Consider the following 16,829-nt stretch of genomic DNA (forward strand, 5'->3'; position numbering starts at 1 on the left):
AGTACAGTAATATGGTCATGGTTGCATGACCATATTACTGGGGATCCCTCAGCCCTTTGGGAGAGGGTTGGGGTGAGGACAACAGGCCACACCCTTATTCCCTTTTCTGCTTGTAAATCACCAAACGGTATATAAAACCGTTACTCCTTTCGACCTCGTTATAAATATTATGACAATAAGATAGTCATCACAATTATAAGGGTGCGCAATGGCCGTTACTGTACTGAAAAAAGGATCCCTGGCACTGGCAGGTTTACTGCTGGTGGCACAGGCGCAGGCGACTGAGCTGCTGAACAGTTCATATGACGTCTCCCGCGAGCTGTTTGCCGCCCTTAACCCGCCGTTTGAGCAGCAGTGGGCGAAAGACAATAACGGCGACAAGCTGACCATTAAACAGTCTCACGCCGGTTCGTCCAAACAGGCGCTGGCGATCCTCCAGGGGCTTAAAGCGGACGTGGTGACCTATAACCAGGTGACCGATGTGCAGATCCTGCATGACAAAGGCAAGCTCATCCCGGCCGACTGGCAGAGCCGTCTACCAAACAACAGTTCGCCGTTCTACTCCACCATGGGCTTCCTGGTGCGTAAAGGCAATCCGAAGAATATCCACGACTGGAGCGATCTGGTTCGTTCTGACGTAAAGCTGATTTTCCCGAACCCTAAAACTTCCGGTAATGCGCGTTATACTTATCTGGCGGCGTGGGGTGCAGCGGACAAAGCAGACGGTAACGATAAAGCCAAAACCGAGCAGTTCATGACCCAGTTCCTGAAAAACGTCGAAGTGTTTGATACCGGCGGTCGCGGAGCAACCACGACTTTCGCAGAACGCGGTCTGGGCGATGTGCTGATTAGCTTTGAATCGGAAGTGAACAACATCCGCAAACAGTATGAAGCGCAGGGCTTTGAAGTCGTTATCCCGAAAACCAACATCCTGGCCGAGTTCCCGGTGGCGTGGGTGGATAAAAACGTGCAGGCAAACGGCACTGAGAAAGCGGCAAAAGCCTATCTCAACTACCTGTACAGCCCACAGGCGCAGACCATCATTACTGATTACTACTATCGCGTGAACAACCCTGACGTGATGAACAAACTGAAAGATAAATTCCCCCAGACCGCGCTGTTCCGCGTGGAGGATCATTTCGGCTCCTGGCCTGAGGTGATGAAAACGCATTTTGCCAGCGGCGGTGAATTAGACAAATTGCTGGCGGCGGGGCGTAAGTAATGTTTGCCCTCTCGACTAAACGCGTGCTGCCGGGGTTTACCTTAAGCCTCGGAACCAGCCTGCTGTTCGTCTGCCTGATTTTGTTGTTGCCGCTCAGCGCGCTGGTGATGCAGCTTGCGCAGATGAGCTGGTCCCAGTACTGGGAAGTGGTCACCAACCCACAGGTCGTTGCGGCCTATAAAGTGACGTTGCTGTCGGCGTTTGTGGCCTCGCTTTTTAACGGCGTGTTTGGCCTGCTGATGGCGTGGATATTAACCCGCTATCGTTTTCCGGGCCGCACGCTGCTCGACGCGTTAATGGATTTACCGTTCGCACTGCCGACGGCCGTTGCCGGTTTAACGCTGGCGTCACTTTTCTCTGTAAACGGTCTGTACGGCGAGTGGCTGGCGAAGTTTGACATCAAAGTGACCTATACCTGGCTCGGTATCGCGGTGGCGATGGCCTTTACCAGTATTCCGTTCGTGGTGCGTACCGTACAGCCGGTGCTGGAAGAGTTAGGCCCGGAATATGAAGAAGCGGCAGAAACGCTGGGGGCTACGCGCTGGCAGAGCTTCCGTAAAGTTGTCCTGCCTGAGCTTTCGCCGGCGCTGATGGCGGGAGTGGCGCTGTCGTTTACCCGTAGCCTCGGCGAGTTCGGTGCGGTCATTTTTATCGCCGGTAATATTGCGTGGAAAACGGAAGTGACGTCGCTGATGATTTTTATCCGTTTGCAGGAGTTTGATTACCCGGCAGCGAGCGCCATTGCCTCGGTCATTCTTGCCGCATCGTTGCTGCTGCTCTACACAATCAACACTCTGCAAAGTCGCTTTGGTCGACGTGTGGTAGGTCACTGATGGCGGAAGTTACTCAATTGAAGCGATACGATGCGCCCCGCATCAACTGGGGTAAATGGTTTTTGATTGGTACGGGCGTGCTGGTTTCTGCTCTCATCCTTGTGGTACCGACAATCTATATTTTCGTGCAGGCGTTCAGCAAAGGGATTATGCCCGCGCTGGAAAACCTGGCGGACCCGGATATGCTGCACGCCATCTGGCTGACGGTGCTGATTGCGCTGATCGCCGTGCCGGTCAACCTGGTATTCGGTACGCTGCTGGCCTGGCTGGTGACGCGCTTTACCTTCCCGGGGCGTCAGATGCTGCTGACGCTGCTGGATATCCCGTTCGCCGTCTCACCGGTGGTGGCAGGTCTGGTTTACCTGCTCTTTTACGGCTCTAACGGCCCGCTGGGTGGCTGGCTGGATGAGCACAACCTGCAGGTGATGTTTGCCTGGCCGGGTATGGTGCTGGTGACTATCTTTGTAACCTGTCCGTTTGTGGTACGCGAACTGGTACCGGTGATGTTAAGCCAGGGGAGCAACGAAGACGAAGCGGCTGTGTTGCTGGGCGCGTCAGGCTGGCAGATGTTCCGCCGCGTCACGCTGCCGAATATTCGCTGGGCACTGCTCTATGGGGTGGTGCTGACCAACGCCCGCGCAATTGGCGAGTTTGGGGCGGTGTCGGTTGTATCCGGTTCCATTCGAGGTGAAACCCTGTCGCTGCCGTTACAGATTGAACTGCTGCAGCAGGACTACAACACCATCGGCTCCTTTACCGCCGCAGCGTTGCTGACGCTGATGGCTATTTTGACCCTGTTTTTGAAGAGTGTGGTGCAGTGGCGTTTAGAAAATCAGGAAAAACGTCAGCATCAGGAGGGAAATCATGAGCATTGAGATTGCCAATATTAAGAAGTCTTTTGGTCGCACCCAGGTGCTGAATGATATCTCGCTGGATATCCCTTCCGGACAAATGGTGGCGCTGCTGGGGCCGTCTGGCTCGGGTAAAACCACGCTGCTGCGTATCATCGCCGGTCTTGAACATCAGACCAGCGGACATATCCGTTTTCACGGCACCGACGTGAGCCGCCTGCATGCCCGCGATCGTAAAGTCGGCTTCGTGTTCCAGCATTACGCGCTGTTTCGCCACATGACGGTGTTCGACAATATTGCGTTTGGCCTGACCGTGCTGCCGCGTCGCGAACGCCCGGATGCGGCTACCATCAAAGCGAAAGTGACCAAACTGCTGGAAATGGTGCAGCTGGCCCACCTGGCTGACCGTTTCCCGGCGCAGCTTTCGGGTGGCCAGAAACAGCGTGTCGCACTGGCGCGCGCGCTGGCCGTGGAACCACAAATACTGCTGCTTGATGAGCCGTTTGGGGCGCTCGATGCGCAGGTGCGTAAAGAGCTTCGCCGCTGGCTGCGTCAGCTGCATGAAGAGCTGAAGTTCACCAGCGTCTTCGTCACCCACGACCAGGAAGAGGCGATGGAAGTCGCGGACCGCGTGGTGGTTATGAGCCAGGGGAACATCGAACAGGTGGACGAGCCAGAGCAGCTCTGGCGTGAACCTGCCACCCGTTTTGTCCTGGAATTTATGGGCGAAGTTAACCGTCTGCAGGGCACCGTACGCGGCGGACAATTCCACGTCGGGGCACACCGCTGGCCGCTGGGATACACGCCTGCCCATCAGGGGCCGGTGGACCTGTTCTTGCGCCCGTGGGAAGTGGATGTCAGCCGTTGTACCAGCCTGGATTCACCGCTGCCGGTGCAGGTACTGGAAGCTAGCCCTAAAGGTCACTACACACAAATGGTGGTACAACCGCTGGGCTGGTATACCGAGCCGCTGACGGTGGTGATGCGCGATGAAGAGGCGCCACACCGGGGTGAACGCCTGTTTGTGGGGCTGCAGCATGCCCGTATTTATCACGGTAACCAGCGCATCGAGACGCGCGAGGATATTGCTCTGGCGGAGTCAGCCTGATAGGTTATTAGGATGTTTATCGCCCGGTGGCGCTGCGCTGACCGGGCCTACAGCTAAAACTGCGTCTTGTAGGCCGGGTAAGCGAAGCGCCACCCGGCTTTTTTATTGAGTAAAAATCGTGAATACACTCGAACACACCATCGGCAACACTCCACTGGTCAAGCTTCAGCGCATGGGGCCTGACAACGGCAGCGAAATCTGGGTCAAACTCGAAGGCAATAACCCGGCGGGGTCAGTCAAAGACCGCGCGGCGCTGTCGATGATTGTCCAGGCTGAGAAGCGCGGTGAAATTAAGCCAGGCGACGTGCTCATTGAGGCCACCAGCGGGAATACCGGCATTGCGCTGGCGATGATTGCCGCGCTGAAAGGCTACCGTATGAAGCTGCTGATGCCGGACAACATGAGTCAGGAGCGCCGCGCCGCGATGCGGGCTTACGGTGCTGAACTGATACTGGTGACCAAAGAGCAGGGGATGGAAGGCGCGCGCGACCTGGCGCTGGCGATGGCTGAGCGCGGTGAAGGCAAACTGCTGGATCAATTCAATAATCCGGATAATCCCTACGCCCACTACACAACCACTGGCCCGGAAATCTGGCAGCAAACCGACGGGCGTATCACCCATTTTGTCTCCAGCATGGGCACCACCGGCACCATCACCGGCGTGTCGCGTTTTCTGCGCGAGCAGGAAAAACCGGTCGCCATTGTCGGCCTGCAGCCGGAAGAGGGGAGCAGCATTCCGGGTATTCGTCGCTGGCCTGCGGAATACATGCCGGGCATTTTTAATGCTCAGCTGGTGGATCAGGTGCTGGATATTCATCAACGCGAGGCGGAAAATACCATGCGCGAGCTGGCGGTACGCGAAGGCATCTTCTGCGGGGTTAGCTCGGGTGGCGCGGTAGCAGGTGCGATGCGTGTGGCGCAGGAGAACCCTGGTGCAGTGGTGGTGGCGATTATCTGCGACCGCGGCGATCGTTATCTGTCTACCGGCGTCTTTGGCGAAGAGAGTTATTCGCAGGGGGCGGGGATTTAAGCGTCATGGAGATGATTTTATTCCGGGATAAGACCCGGGCGCAGCAAACCGATATTGTCGCGGTGCAGTCGCAGGTGGTGTACGGCAGCGTGGGGAACAGCATTGCGGTACCCAATATTCGTACCCACCGGCTTAACGTGACTGCCGTGCCGACGGTGCTGTTCAGCAACACGCCGCACTATGACACCTTTTACGGCGGGGTGATCCCCGATGAGTGGTTCAGCGGCTACCTGAAGGCGCTGGAAGAGCGCGAGATCCTGCGCGAGCTTAAGGCGGTCACCACGGGCTACATGGGCAGCGCCAGCCAGATCGTTCTGCTGGCGCAGTGGCTGAAGGCGATCAAAGTGCAGCACCCGGAGCTGCTGGTGCTGGTTGACCCGGTGATCGGGGATATCGACAGCGGTATGTACGTTAAACCTGATATTCCTGAGGCGTATCGTGAGCATCTGCTGCCGCTGGCGCAGGGCATTACGCCCAACGTATTCGAACTGGAAGTGTTAAGCGGTAAACCGTGCCGCACGCCAGAGAGCGCCATCGCCGCCGCGCAGGGGCTGCTTTCCGATACGCTGAAATGGGTGGCGATAACCAGTGCGCCAGTGGCCGACGACCCGCAGAATATTCACGTCGTGCTGGTGAGTAAAGAGGGCGTTACCGTAAGCGCGCACCCGCGCGTCGAGACCGATCTGAAAGGAACGGGCGATCTGTTCTGTTCAGAACTGGTCAGCGGTATCGTGGGGGGGAAAACCGTTGCTGACGCCATACGCATGGCAGGCGATCGGGTGACTGACGTCATGATCTATACGCAGTCGAAAGGTTACGACGAGCTTATCCTCCCCGCATAAACAAAAATGGCGCCTGAAGGCGCCATTTTTCTGTGAGGCAAGAATTACTTCTTGATGCGGATAACCGGGGTTTCACCCACGGTGACGCTGCCAGACAGTTTGATCAGCTCTTTGATTTCGTCCATGTTGGAGATAACAACCGGCGTCAGGGTAGACTTGGCTTTTTCTTCCAGCAGTGGCAGATCGAATTCAATCACCGGGTCGCCAACTTTAACACGCTGGCCTTCTTCTGCGATACGTTTGAAGCCTTCGCCTTTCAGTTCAACGGTGTCGATACCGAAGTGAACGAACAGTTCGATACCGCTATCAGATTCGATAGAGAACGCATGGTTGGTTTCAAAAATTTTACCGATGGTGCCGTCAACTGGAGCAACCATTTTGTTGCCAGTTGGTTTGATAGCAATGCCATCACCAACGATTTTCTCAGCAAACACTACATCCGGCACGTCTTCGATGTTGACGATCTCGCCGGAGAGCGGAGCAACAATCTCAATAGTTCCGGAGTCTTTCTTATCATCAGAAACCAGAGATTTCAGTTTATCGAACAAACCCATGATCTTCTCCTAAGCAGTAATTTGGGCCGCATCTCGTGGATTAGCAGATTGTTTTTTCTTCAATGAACTTGTTAACCAGCGTCATTAACTCGTCCGTTGTCGGTTGAGCAAGAGCCTGCTCTGCTAACACCTTCGCATCTTCGAAGTTCGTGTTACGGATAATCTTCTTAATGCGCGGGATGGAAATGGCGCTCATAGAGAATTCGTCCAGACCCATACCCAGCAACAGAAGTGTAGCACGTTCGTCGCCTGCAAGCTCACCACACATGCCAGTCCATTTACCTTCTGCATGAGAAGCATCAATAACTTGCTTGATCAAGTTCAGTACGGACGGTGACATTGGCTGGTAGAGATGTGAAATCATATCATTACCACGGTCAACTGCCAGGGTGTACTGCGTTAAATCATTGGTGCCGATACTAAAGAAATCAACTTCTTTGGCTAAATGACGCGCAATGGTCGCGGCTGCTGGTGTTTCCACCATTACGCCGATCTCAATTGACTCGTCAAATGCTTTACCTTCGTCACGCAGTTCCTGTTTGTAGATTTCGATCTCTTTCTTCAGTGCACGCACTTCTTCAACAGAGATGATCATCGGGAACATAATGCGCAGCTTACCGAAAGCAGAGGCACGCAGAATCGCACGCACCTGGTCACGCAGGATCTCTTTACGATCCATGGCGATACGCACTGCACGCCAGCCCAGGAATGGGTTCTCTTCTTTCGGGAAGTTCATGTACGGCAGCTCTTTGTCGCCACCGATGTCCATGGTACGGACGATAACGGCCTGAGAGCCACAGGCTTCAGCCACCGCTTTGTACGCCGCAAACTGCTCTTCTTCAGTTGGCAGGGCGTCACGGTCCATGAACAGGAATTCAGTACGATACAGACCCACACCTTCCGCGCCATTGCGCTCAGCGCCATCGACGTCGCGTACGGTACCGATGTTAGCGCACACTTCTACCTGATGGCCGTCCAGCGTGATGGCTGGCAGGTCTTTCAGTTTAGCGAGTTCCGCTTTCTCGGTGGCAACCTGCTCCTGAACGGTACGCAGTTGCTCGATCACATCGTTAGTTGGGTTGACGTAAACCACGTTGTTTACGGCATCCAGAATCAGATAGTCGTCGTTTTTCACCTGAGTGGTGACGTTACCGGTACCCACGATGGCAGGCAGTTCCAGAGAACGCGCCATGATTGAGGTGTGGGAGGTACGGCCACCGGCGTCGGTGATGAAACCCAGCACCTTGTTCAGGTTCAGCTGTGCGGTTTCAGACGGGGTCAGATCAGCGGCAACCAGGATCACTTCGTCCTGAATCGCGCTCAGATCGATGATGGCCAGACCCAGGATGTTGCGCAGCAGGCGCTTACCGATGTCACGTACGTCAGCCGCACGCTCTTTCAGGTATTCATCGTCCAGCTCTTCCAGGGCAGATGCCTGACCTTCGATAACTTCATGCGCAGCCGCGTCGGCCGTCATGCCTTTATCTTTAATCAGGGCTATGATTTCCTGCTCCAGCTCCTCATCTTCGAGCAGCATGATGTGCCCTTCGAAGATAGCTTCTTTTTCTTCACCGAAAGTTTCGCCAGCTTTAGTTTTGATTGCTTCCAGTTGCGCAGATGCCTTGGCACGACCGCTCAGAAAACGTTCAACTTCCTGATCAACCTTGTCGGCAGAAATTTTTTTCCGGTCGATGACGATCTCGTCTTCTTTCAGCAGCAATGCTTTGCCGAAAGCGATACCCGGGGATGCTAAAATGCCTGAAATCATAACCCTACCTTACTTGTGACTGATATTTAAAAGAACCCGGAAACTTACTCGAGCTCAGCCATCAGTTTTACCAGATGCTCAACTGCTTTCTGCTCGTCTTCACCTTCAGCAGAGATAGTGACAACGATGCCCTGAGTCAGGCCCAGAGTCTGCAGTTTGAACAGGCTTTTTGCGCTAGCGCTTTTGCCGTTGGAAGTCACAGTGATTTCAGAAGTGAAGCCTTTCGCTTCTTTAACAAACTGAGCAGCAGGGCGGGTGTGCAGACCGTTCGGAGCGGTAATGGTAACTTCTTGCTGGAACATTGTATTTCCCCAACTTATAGGTTTAGTGTTGTGGAACTAAAGTCTAGCCTGGCGACTGAACTTTAGCCTGTATTGTTAGCGCTGACGTTTCGATCGTCATTAAACATTATGCAGCGAAAGCAAGACTTGAACCAAATCATAAAATCGATTCAGCAAGGGTATTTCGTTCGCTGATTAATTTCACGCATCAAAATAATTGTTGGTTTAAATACCAGACCCAACGGGGTGAATCAATGCCAGGAGGGGTAAAACTTTGAAGCAGGCCACAAAAAAGCACCTAAAAAGGTGCTTTTTTACGCGTTATTAACATGCTGGCATTACTGTTGCAGTTCTTTCTCGGTAAACAGATCGGCAAACAGTGCAGTGCTTAAGTAACGCTCACCTGACGAAGGTAGGATAACCACAATATTCTTGTTGGTAAAGGACTCATCTTCCTGAAGTTTGAGCGCCGCCGCAACGGCCGCACCGGAAGAGATACCGGCCAGAATACCTTCTTCATCCATCAGGCGGCGTGCCGTCGAGATGGCTTCTTCGTTCGTGATCGTGACGACTTTATCGATAAGCTTCAGATCCAGGTTACCCGGAATAAAGCCTGCGCCGATACCCTGAATCTTGTGCGGGCCCGGTTTGAGTTCTTCACCCGCCAGCGCCTGGGTGATAACCGGCGAGTCGGTCGGCTCAACGGCCACGGTGATCAGGTCTTTTTTACCTTTCGTGCCTTTAATATAGCGTGACACACCGGTCAGCGTACCGCCGGTACCCACGCCGGAGATAAACACATCAACCTGGCCATCAGTATCTTCCCAGATTTCAGGCCCGGTGGTTTTCTCGTGGATTTCCGGGTTTGCCGGGTTGCTGAACTGCTGAAGCAGCAGGTATTTCGCCGGATCGCTGGCAACAATCTCTTCGGCTTTCTGAATGGCACCTTTCATGCCTTTCGCGCCTTCGGTCAACACCAGGTTTGCACCCAGCGCTTTGAGCAGCTTGCGGCGTTCGATGCTCATGGTTTCAGGCATGGTCAGCGTCAGCTTATAGCCACGCGCCGCAGCCACATAGGCCAGCGCAATACCGGTGTTGCCGCTGGTAGGCTCCACCAGCTCAACGCCTGGCTTGAGCACGCCACGTTTTTCGGCATCCCAAATCATATTTGCACCGATACGGCATTTTACGCTGAAGCTCGGGTTGCGGGATTCGACCTTCGCCAGAATGCGTCCATTACCGATACGGTTCAGTCGAACCAGGGGCGTATGACCGATAGTCAGCGAGTTGTCTTCATAAATCTTACTCATGGCCTGTCCTTAACTGTATGAAATTGGGATACCGACCCAGCATACCTGCTAAGCAGGTAGGGGGAAGTAATGAATTCGCATATCTATATACTGCAAGGAAATAATGGGGATCAGTATGGAATAAGGGATAGCATAAGCCATCCCTTGTTTACACATTTTTGCATTACTTCCATAACGCGTGCTTAGCACGGTAGCAGTCGACCCACATTGCCGTTGCGCCGCACACCGCAACGGGCATGATGAAAAGATTAAGGAAGGGGATCAAGGTGAACAGGCTGGTAAGCGCGCCAAACTGCATATTGGCCACTTTCTGCGTGCGCAGCGCGGTACGCATCTCTTTAAAGGGCACCTTGTGGTTATCAAACGGGTAGTCGCAGTACTGAATAGCCAGCATCCAGGCGCTGAACAGGAACCACAGCACAGGCGCCACCGTCTGGCCGATACCGGGCACCAGATAAAGGAGAAGCAGTACAATTGCACGGGGGAGATACCAGGCGAATTTTTGCCATTCGCGCTTCATGATGCGCGGAATATCTTTCATGATCCCCAGTACGCCCGTGTCTGGTGGTGTGGCACCCGTCAGACGCGCTTCGAGCTGTTCCGCCAGCAGGCCGTTAAACGGCGCCGCAATCCAGTTGGCAATCGTTGAGAAGAAATAGCCGAACACCAACAGCACAGAAATCACCGCGAGTGGCCACAGCAGATAGCTCAGCCACTGCAGCCAGTCAGGTACATAACTCATCATGGCCGGGACCCAGCTTTCAAGCTTCGTGAAAAGCCACCAGAAGGCGCCGCCCATAAGAATAATGTTGATCAGCAAGGGCAGAATGACGAAACGTCGAATACCCGGCAGGGAGACCAGTTTCCAGCCCTGAGAAAAATACCAGACGCCGCTGCGTGGGGGAGAAGATGATGTTGAAACCATAACCAGGCTGTACTCCTTTTTTCACAACCAGTGGAATTGCCCGCCTATATTATCCAGTTACGGACCAATGACCAGTTCGGAAATGTTCGAAAAAACAGCAAAAAGCACGATTTAGTTCATCTTTATGCTGTGAATGCTCTGCATACACTTGCACTTGACGTAAACGGCAAATACTCTTAGTGAGTAAATGTTTGCCGTGGTGGCAAGGTGTTAGAACAACAGAGAATATAATGATGCAGGATTTGCGTCTGATATTAATCATTGTTGGCGCGATCGCCATAATCGCTTTACTGGTACATGGTTTCTGGACCAGCCGTAAAGAGCGTTCTTCTATGTTTCGCGATCGCCCACTGAAGCGCATGAAGTCCAGTCGTGACGACGATGAAAGTGAATATGACATCGACGATCGCGATGACGACGGCGTGGGTGAAGTTCGTGTTCATCGGGTCAATACTGCGCCCGGCGCGGCTCATGGGGAGCATGAAGCCCCCCGTACTGCGCAGCACCAGTATCAACCGCCGTATGCTTCTGCACAGCCGCGCCAGCCTGCGCCGCAGCCTGTGGAAGAGCCGGTGCGTCAGCCGCCGCAGCAGCCTGTTCAACAGCAGCCAGTTGCGCCGCAGCCGGTTCCACAGCAACCCGTGCAGCAGCCTGTACAACCGCAGCCTGCTCAGCCGGTGCAGCAACCGCCGCAACAGCCTGTTCAGGCGCAGCCTGCACCACAGCCAGCCCCGGCACCGCAGGTTGAGCCAGAGCCCGTTGTAGAGCCAGAACCGGTTGTTGAAAAACCGCAGCGTAAAGAAGCGGTGATCATCATGAACGTGGCCGCCCATCACGGCAGCCATCTGAACGGTGACGTGCTGCTTAACAGTATTCAACAGGCTGGCTTCAAGTTTGGCGACATGAATATTTTCCATCGCCACCTGAGCCCGGACGGTAGCGGCCCGGCGTTGTTTAGCCTGGCCAACATGGTTAACCCTGGCACCTTCGACCCTGAAATGACGGGCGATTTCGTGACGCCGGGCGTGACGATCTTTATGCAGGTTCCGTCTTACGGTGACGAACTGCAAAACTTTAAGCTGATGCTGCAGTCCGCTCAGCACATCGCTGACGAAGTGGGTGGTGTGGTGCTCGACGACCAGCGTCGCATGATGACGCCGCAGAAACTGCGCGAGTATCAGGACCGCATCCGCGAAGTTAAGGAAGCCAACGCGTAATCGACGCGTTTTCTTCAACTCCTCCTCAACCCCCGCCTGTCGGGGGTTTTTTCTCATTGATGGTGCGATATGGACTCAATCGAACAACAAATCACTGAACTGCGAACCACGCTCCGCCATCATGAATATCTTTATCATGTGATGGACGCACCGGAAGTGCCGGATGCGGAGTACGATCGCCTGATGCGTGAACTGCGCGATTTAGAGGCGCAGCACCCGGAGTTGATCACCCCGGACTCGCCAACCCAACGTGTCGGCGCTGAACCGCTAGGTGCGTTCAGCCAGGTACGTCATGAAGTGCCGATGCTCTCTCTGGATAACGTCTTCGATGAAGAGAGCTTCCTCGCCTTTAATAAGCGTGTGCAGGATCGACTCAAAAGCAGCGACGCCCTGACCTGGTGCTGTGAGCTGAAGCTGGATGGCCTGGCCGTCAGCATCCTCTACGAAAACGGCGTGCTGGTCCGTGCCGCAACGCGCGGTGATGGCACCACCGGGGAAGACATCACCACCAACGTGCGTACCATCCGCGCGATCCCGCTGAAGTTGCACGGCGACAATATTCCTGCTCGTCTGGAAGTGCGCGGTGAAGTTTTCCTGCCGCAGGCGGGCTTCGAGAAAATCAACGAAGAGGCGCGTCGCACCGGTGGGAAGGTGTTTGCGAACCCGCGCAACGCGGCGGCAGGCTCTTTACGCCAACTGGACCCGCGTATTACCGCGAAGCGACCGCTTACTTTCTTCTGCTATGGCGTCGGTATTCTGGAAGGAGGGGAGCTGCCGGACACCCACCTCGGGCGTTTGCTGCAGTTTAAAGCGTGGGGCTTGCCGGTCAGCAACCGCGTGCAGCTTTGCGACTCACCGGAGGCGGTTCTTGCGTTTTATCGCAAGGTTGAAGAAGACCGCCCGACGCTCGGTTTTGATATCGATGGTGTGGTGATTAAGGTTAACTCGCTTGCGCTTCAGGAGCAGCTAGGCTTTGTGGCGCGAGCACCACGCTGGGCTGTGGCGTTTAAATTCCCGGCCCAGGAGCAGATGACCTTTGTTCGCGATGTGGAGTTCCAGGTGGGTCGTACCGGAGCTATCACGCCGGTTGCGCGTCTGGAGCCGGTGCACGTGGCCGGTGTGCTGGTGAGCAACGCCACGCTGCATAACGCGGATGAAATCGATCGTCTTGGCCTGCGTATTGGTGACAAAGTGGTGATTCGCCGGGCGGGAGATGTGATCCCGCAAGTGGTCAACGTGGTTCAGTCAGAACGCCCTGATGATACGCGCGCCATCGTGTTTCCGACGCATTGCCCGGTATGTGGCTCAGACGTAGAGCGTGTGGAAGGCGAAGCGGTGGCTCGCTGTACCGGGGGATTAATCTGTGGCGCGCAGCGTAAAGAGTCACTCAAGCATTTCGTTTCCCGACGGGCAATGGACGTTGACGGCATGGGCGACAAAATTATCGACCAGCTGGTTGAGAAAGAGTATGTCCATACGCCTGCGGATCTTTTCAAACTGACGGCGGGTAAGCTGACCGGGCTTGACCGCATGGGGCCGAAGTCGGCTCAGAATGTGGTGAATGCGCTGGAAGCCGCCAAAGAGACCACGTTTGCCCGTTTCCTCTATGCGCTTGGTATTCGTGAGGTGGGTGAAGCCACCGCAGCAGGTCTGGCGGCGTACTTTGGCACGCTGGACGCGCTGGAGAAAGCGAGCATTGAGGAGCTGCAAAAAGTGCCTGATGTCGGCATTGTAGTGGCTACGCACGTCTTTAACTTCTTTGCCGAAGAGAGCAACCGCGACGTCATCGGCAAACTGCTGGAGCAGGGCATTAAATGGCCTGCGCCGGTCGTCGTCAATGCCGAAGAGATCGACAGCCCGTTTGCCGGTAAAACGGTAGTACTGACCGGCAGTCTCAGCCAGCTTTCACGGGATGATGCGAAGGCGCGTCTGGTGGCGCAGGGGGCAAAAGTTGCGGGCAGCGTGTCGAAGAAAACGAATCTGGTGATCGCCGGGGAAGCCGCCGGTTCCAAGCTTGTAAAAGCGCAGGAGCTCGGGATTGAGGTAATCGATGAAGCAGAAATGATGCGTCTGCTGGGAGAGTAACGTGGAAAAAGAGCAGCTCGTCGAGATCGCCAATACTGAGATGCCGTTCGGTAAATATAAGGGCCGCAGGCTGATTGATTTGCCGGAAGAGTACCTTCTGTGGTTTGCCCGAAAGGATGAATTCCCGGCGGGACGACTGGGCGAGCTAATGGCCATCACGCTACTGATTAAAACCGAGGGGCTGACCCAGCTGGTTCAGCCCCTGAAACGTCCTTAAGCCTTCGCGGCGCGGGTCTCTTCCTGCGCCAGTTTTTCCGTCTGACGCTTGTAACGACGCGCCAGTACCGCACAGACCATCAACTGGATCTGATGGAAAATCATCAGCGGCAGTACCATCATCCCAATCACTGAGGTCGGGAACAGAATGTTGGCCATCGGGATGCCGTTTGCCAGGCTCTTCTTCGAGCCGCAGAACACAATGGTGATTTCGTCTGCTTTGTTGAAGCCGCACTTGCGTGCCACAAAGACGTTTACCGCAATGACAATCGCCAGCAGGACGATACTGACCACTACGATAAACAGCAGCGAGCCTGCGCCCACCTTATGCCAGATACCATTCACCACGGCTTCGCTGAAGGCGGAGTAAACCACCAGCAGGATCGACGTCTGATCGGTTTTTGAGATCCATTTCTTGTGCTTCGCCACAAACGCCCCCGTCCACGGACGAGAAAGATGACCAAGGACAAATGGCAGAAGCAGCTGCAGACAGATTTTCCCGACCTGCTCCAGATTACCGCCTGCACCGTGCATATTCATCAGCAGGCCAACCAGCAGCGGCGAGACGAAAATCCCTAACAGGCTTGATGCCGATGCCGAGCAGACAGCGGCCGCGACGTTGCCGCCTGCCAGCGAAGTAAAGGCAATCGCGGACTGGACGGTGGCTGGCAAAATACAGAGGTAGAGGAAACCGGTATAGAGCGCCGGGTCAACATTGACCGGAGCCCACCACGCAAACAGCACGCCGAGTATCGGGAACAGTATAAAGGTGCTGCACATGACCCACAGGTGCAGTCGCCAGTGGCTTCCCCCTGCGATAATGGCTTCGCGGGAGAGTTTGGCGCCGTGCATAAAGAACAGCAGCGCGATGGCCGCGGTAGTGAGTCCTTCAAAGAATGGCACAAAACCGCCGCGCGCGGGGAAGAAGGAGGCCAGTAAAACGGTGACGACCAGGGTAAGTGTAAACGGATCAAGAATACGAAATAGTTTCATAATGACTCCTGAAAACAGATGTCGCTATTGTGCTTTGTTCCCTTTGAGAAATAAAATTGATTTATTGCATCTATTCATGAATTAAACAGATGAATTATTCCTTACGTCAGCTTCGCGTTTTTGTCACCGTGGCCCATGCCCGCAGCTTCAGCCGGGCAGGGGAGATCATTGGCCTGAGCCAGTCGGCCGTCAGCCACAGTGTGAAAGAACTAGAACTCCAGACAGGTGTGCGTCTACTCGACCGCACCACGCGTGAAGTGGTATTAACCGAAGCCGGACAGCAGCTGGCGTTGCGACTGGAGCGGTTACTGGATGAACTGAACAGCACGCTCAGGGATGTCGGGAGACTGGGGCAGCAGCTTTCTGGCACCGTACGGGTGGCAGCGAGTCAGACGATTTCGGCGCATCTTATTCCGCAGTGTATTGCTGAGGGTAACCAGCGCTATCCGGATATCGATTTTGTGCTGCACGACAGGCCGCAACAGTGGGTGCTGGAGAGCATCCGCCAGGGCGATGTGGATTTTGGCATCGTCATCGATCCCGGCCAGGTGAGTGACCTGGAGTGTGAGATTGTGCTTTCTGAGCCTTTTTTGCTGCTCTGTCGGGACGACGATCCGCTGACAATGCTGCCTCATGTCAGCTGGCAGACGCTGCAGGGCGCGAAACTGGTATTACAGGATTATGCATCGGGCAGCCGTCCATTGATTGACTCCGCGCTGAATGCTCAGGGGGTAAAAGCAACCATCGTGCAGGAGATTGGTCATCCGGCTACGCTGTTTCCTATGGTTGAGGCAGGCATTGGGATCAGCGTATTGCCTGCCCTGGCGCTGCCGTTGCCACAGGGGAGCCGGCTGGCTGTAAGACGGTTGACCCCGGTGGTTGACAGAAAGCTGATGCTGGTTCGACGAAAAAATCGTTCTCTTTCGGGGGCGGCACAGGCTATCTGGGAAGTGGTGCGTATCCAGGCGCAACGGTTAACCGAAGCCCGCATACGCGACCCACTGTTTAATGCTGCAGATGATTAGATGTAAATATCGATCTGATTGACATCTGATGGGCTGTTTACGCCTTCCACTTTGCCCTGCTTCTGATCTTGTTTCTTCTGGGCCTCTTCCGCCTGCTGGCGCAATAGTTGTGCAAGCTGTGTCTGCAGCACTTTAAGCTGTGCCTGAATGAGCTCCTGCTGTTTTTTCTTCTCTTCCGGGCTGCCGGCACTCTCTGGCAGCTCTTTTAGCTGTTGAGTCAGTTTGGTGATTTGCTCCGTAATGCGGCTGATTTGGGCAGCAATATCGTTGCCACTGGAAGCACTCCCACCACTGTTACTGGTTTGAATAGGGTGGGTTGATGTCTGAATGGTCGTCATAGTCTTTCCTCTTACCATAAAACAGAGATATCGGCACCGATGGTGGGAGCTTGAGGAAAACTGCTATATCTGGCAGGGCGTTAGGCTGGCTGGAGCGGCTACAGGAAGTTTCTGTGCAAAAGATTCGAACCGTCCATATCGCAGATAGCAAAAAAGCGCCTTTAGGGCGCTTTTTTACATTGGTGGGTCGTGCAGGATTCGAACCTGCGACCAATTGATTAAAAGTCAACT

General features: G+C 54.7%; 17 protein-coding genes. 10 read left to right on the forward strand and 7 right to left on the reverse strand.

Annotated features, from left to right (window positions below):
* Positions 1-208: 208 nt before the first annotated feature.
* The 6 genes from cysP to pdxK all read left to right on the forward strand — a co-directional run bounded on the left by cysP (position 209) and on the right by pdxK (position 5,886).
* Entirely contained in the window at positions 209-1,222 is a 1,014-nt protein-coding gene (gene cysP, locus HX884_RS21130) for a thiosulfate/sulfate ABC transporter substrate-binding protein CysP (RefSeq protein WP_013098205.1), read from the forward strand.
* The gene (gene cysT / locus HX884_RS21135) at positions 1,222-2,055 is read left to right on the forward strand and encodes a sulfate/thiosulfate ABC transporter permease CysT (RefSeq protein WP_013098204.1); all 834 of its coding nucleotides are present in this window, start codon (positions 1,222-1,224) and stop codon (positions 2,053-2,055) included. Before cysP ends, cysT begins: the two co-directional genes overlap by 1 nt.
* Complete coding sequence (gene cysW, locus HX884_RS21140) at positions 2,055-2,930, forward strand: sulfate/thiosulfate ABC transporter permease CysW (protein ID WP_178328742.1); 876 nt, start codon at positions 2,055-2,057, stop codon at positions 2,928-2,930. Before cysT ends, cysW begins: the two co-directional genes overlap by 1 nt.
* Complete coding sequence (gene cysA / locus HX884_RS21145; protein ID WP_178328743.1) at positions 2,920-4,014, forward strand: sulfate/thiosulfate ABC transporter ATP-binding protein CysA; 1,095 nt, start codon at positions 2,920-2,922, stop codon at positions 4,012-4,014. The genes cysW and cysA overlap by 11 nt, the downstream gene beginning before the upstream one ends.
* Before the next feature lie 118 nt (positions 4,015-4,132).
* Complete coding sequence (gene cysM / locus HX884_RS21150; protein ID WP_013098201.1) at positions 4,133-5,044, forward strand: cysteine synthase CysM; 912 nt, start codon at positions 4,133-4,135, stop codon at positions 5,042-5,044.
* 5 nt (positions 5,045-5,049) lie between these two features.
* On the forward strand, positions 5,050-5,886 hold the full coding sequence (gene pdxK / locus HX884_RS21155) for a pyridoxine/pyridoxal/pyridoxamine kinase (RefSeq protein ID WP_038420313.1): 837 nt from the start codon (positions 5,050-5,052) through the stop codon (positions 5,884-5,886).
* A gap of 44 nt (positions 5,887-5,930) precedes the next feature.
* Here pdxK and crr read toward each other — a convergent pair whose 3' ends face one another.
* From crr to cysZ, 5 genes are all read right to left on the reverse strand, one after another.
* A complete protein-coding gene (crr, locus tag HX884_RS21160) occupies positions 5,931-6,440 on the reverse strand; it encodes a PTS glucose transporter subunit IIA (protein WP_003861316.1) in 510 nt (169 codons plus the stop codon).
* 40 nt (positions 6,441-6,480) lie between these two features.
* Positions 6,481-8,208, reverse strand: a complete 1,728-nt coding sequence (gene ptsI / locus HX884_RS21165; RefSeq protein WP_013098199.1) for a phosphoenolpyruvate-protein phosphotransferase PtsI — start codon at positions 8,206-8,208, stop codon at positions 6,481-6,483.
* A gap of 44 nt (positions 8,209-8,252) precedes the next feature.
* Positions 8,253-8,510: a phosphocarrier protein Hpr gene (gene ptsH / locus HX884_RS21170; protein ID WP_097470078.1), complete on the reverse strand. Its 258-nt coding sequence runs from the start codon at positions 8,508-8,510 to the stop codon at positions 8,253-8,255.
* A gap of 317 nt (positions 8,511-8,827) precedes the next feature.
* A complete protein-coding gene (cysK, locus tag HX884_RS21175) occupies positions 8,828-9,799 on the reverse strand; it encodes a cysteine synthase A (RefSeq protein WP_013098198.1) in 972 nt (323 codons plus the stop codon).
* Positions 9,800-9,962: 163 nt separating this feature from the next.
* Positions 9,963-10,724, reverse strand: a complete 762-nt coding sequence (gene cysZ / locus HX884_RS21180) for a sulfate transporter CysZ (protein ID WP_013098197.1) — start codon at positions 10,722-10,724, stop codon at positions 9,963-9,965.
* Between the two features lie 230 nt (positions 10,725-10,954).
* Between cysZ and zipA the strand changes: the two genes are divergently transcribed.
* The 3 genes from zipA (at position 10,955) to HX884_RS21195 (ending at position 14,243) form a co-directional block, all read left to right on the forward strand.
* The gene (gene zipA, locus HX884_RS21185) at positions 10,955-11,941 is read left to right on the forward strand and encodes a cell division protein ZipA (RefSeq protein ID WP_178328744.1); all 987 of its coding nucleotides are present in this window, start codon (positions 10,955-10,957) and stop codon (positions 11,939-11,941) included.
* A 69-nt stretch (positions 11,942-12,010) separates the two neighbouring features.
* Entirely contained in the window at positions 12,011-14,026 is a 2,016-nt protein-coding gene (ligA, locus tag HX884_RS21190; RefSeq protein ID WP_178328745.1) for an NAD-dependent DNA ligase LigA, read from the forward strand.
* Between the two features lies 1 nt (position 14,027).
* Positions 14,028-14,243 carry a DUF3820 family protein gene (locus HX884_RS21195; protein ID WP_003861328.1) on the forward strand — a complete coding sequence of 72 codons (216 nt, stop codon included), beginning with the start codon at positions 14,028-14,030 and terminating at the stop codon, positions 14,241-14,243.
* Here HX884_RS21195 and HX884_RS21200 read toward each other — a convergent pair.
* Entirely contained in the window at positions 14,240-15,235 is a 996-nt protein-coding gene (locus tag HX884_RS21200; RefSeq protein WP_029883927.1) for a bile acid:sodium symporter family protein, read from the reverse strand. The genes HX884_RS21195 and HX884_RS21200 overlap by 4 nt on opposite strands.
* 89 nt (positions 15,236-15,324) lie before the next feature.
* On the opposite strand from HX884_RS21200, the gene HX884_RS21205 reads away from it, so the two are divergent.
* Entirely contained in the window at positions 15,325-16,260 is a 936-nt protein-coding gene (locus HX884_RS21205) for a LysR family transcriptional regulator (RefSeq protein WP_048972559.1), read from the forward strand.
* On the opposite strand, the gene HX884_RS21210 is transcribed toward HX884_RS21205, so the two are convergent.
* Positions 16,257-16,598, reverse strand: a complete 342-nt coding sequence (locus tag HX884_RS21210; RefSeq protein ID WP_020689959.1) for a FlxA-like family protein — start codon at positions 16,596-16,598, stop codon at positions 16,257-16,259. The two genes, HX884_RS21205 and HX884_RS21210, sit on opposite strands and share 4 nt — an antisense overlap.
* Positions 16,599-16,829 lie beyond the last annotated feature (231 nt).

The organism is Enterobacter sp. SECR19-1250, from assembly GCF_013391025.1.
In the GTDB taxonomy this organism is placed as follows: Bacteria; Pseudomonadota; Gammaproteobacteria; order Enterobacterales; family Enterobacteriaceae; genus Enterobacter; species Enterobacter cloacae.

Excerpts from the sequence above, each read along its gene's own strand:
- cysW (WP_178328742.1), top strand. The coding sequence starts at position 2,055 with ATGGCGGAAGTTACTCAATTGAAGCGATACGATGCGCCCCGCATCAAC.
- zipA (WP_178328744.1), top strand. The coding sequence starts at position 10,955 with ATGATGCAGGATTTGCGTCTGATATTAATCATTGTTGGCGCGATCGCC.
- cysP (WP_013098205.1), top strand. The coding sequence starts at position 209 with ATGGCCGTTACTGTACTGAAAAAAGGATCCCTGGCACTGGCAGGTTTA.
- ptsI (WP_013098199.1), bottom strand. The coding sequence starts at position 8,208 with ATGATTTCAGGCATTTTAGCATCCCCGGGTATCGCTTTCGGCAAAGCA.
- HX884_RS21205 (WP_048972559.1), top strand. The coding sequence starts at position 15,325 with ATGAATTATTCCTTACGTCAGCTTCGCGTTTTTGTCACCGTGGCCCAT.
- crr (WP_003861316.1), bottom strand. The coding sequence starts at position 6,440 with ATGGGTTTGTTCGATAAACTGAAATCTCTGGTTTCTGATGATAAGAAA.
- HX884_RS21200 (WP_029883927.1), bottom strand. The coding sequence starts at position 15,235 with ATGAAACTATTTCGTATTCTTGATCCGTTTACACTTACCCTGGTCGTC.
- cysK (WP_013098198.1), bottom strand. The coding sequence starts at position 9,799 with ATGAGTAAGATTTATGAAGACAACTCGCTGACTATCGGTCATACGCCC.
- cysZ (WP_013098197.1), bottom strand. The coding sequence starts at position 10,724 with ATGGTTTCAACATCATCTTCTCCCCCACGCAGCGGCGTCTGGTATTTT.
- pdxK (WP_038420313.1), top strand. The coding sequence starts at position 5,050 with ATGGAGATGATTTTATTCCGGGATAAGACCCGGGCGCAGCAAACCGAT.
- HX884_RS21210 (WP_020689959.1), bottom strand. The coding sequence starts at position 16,598 with ATGACGACCATTCAGACATCAACCCACCCTATTCAAACCAGTAACAGT.
- cysA (WP_178328743.1), top strand. The coding sequence starts at position 2,920 with ATGAGCATTGAGATTGCCAATATTAAGAAGTCTTTTGGTCGCACCCAG.
- cysT (WP_013098204.1), top strand. The coding sequence starts at position 1,222 with ATGTTTGCCCTCTCGACTAAACGCGTGCTGCCGGGGTTTACCTTAAGC.
- ligA (WP_178328745.1), top strand. The coding sequence starts at position 12,011 with ATGGACTCAATCGAACAACAAATCACTGAACTGCGAACCACGCTCCGC.
- ptsH (WP_097470078.1), bottom strand. The coding sequence starts at position 8,510 with ATGTTCCAGCAAGAAGTTACCATTACCGCTCCGAACGGTCTGCACACC.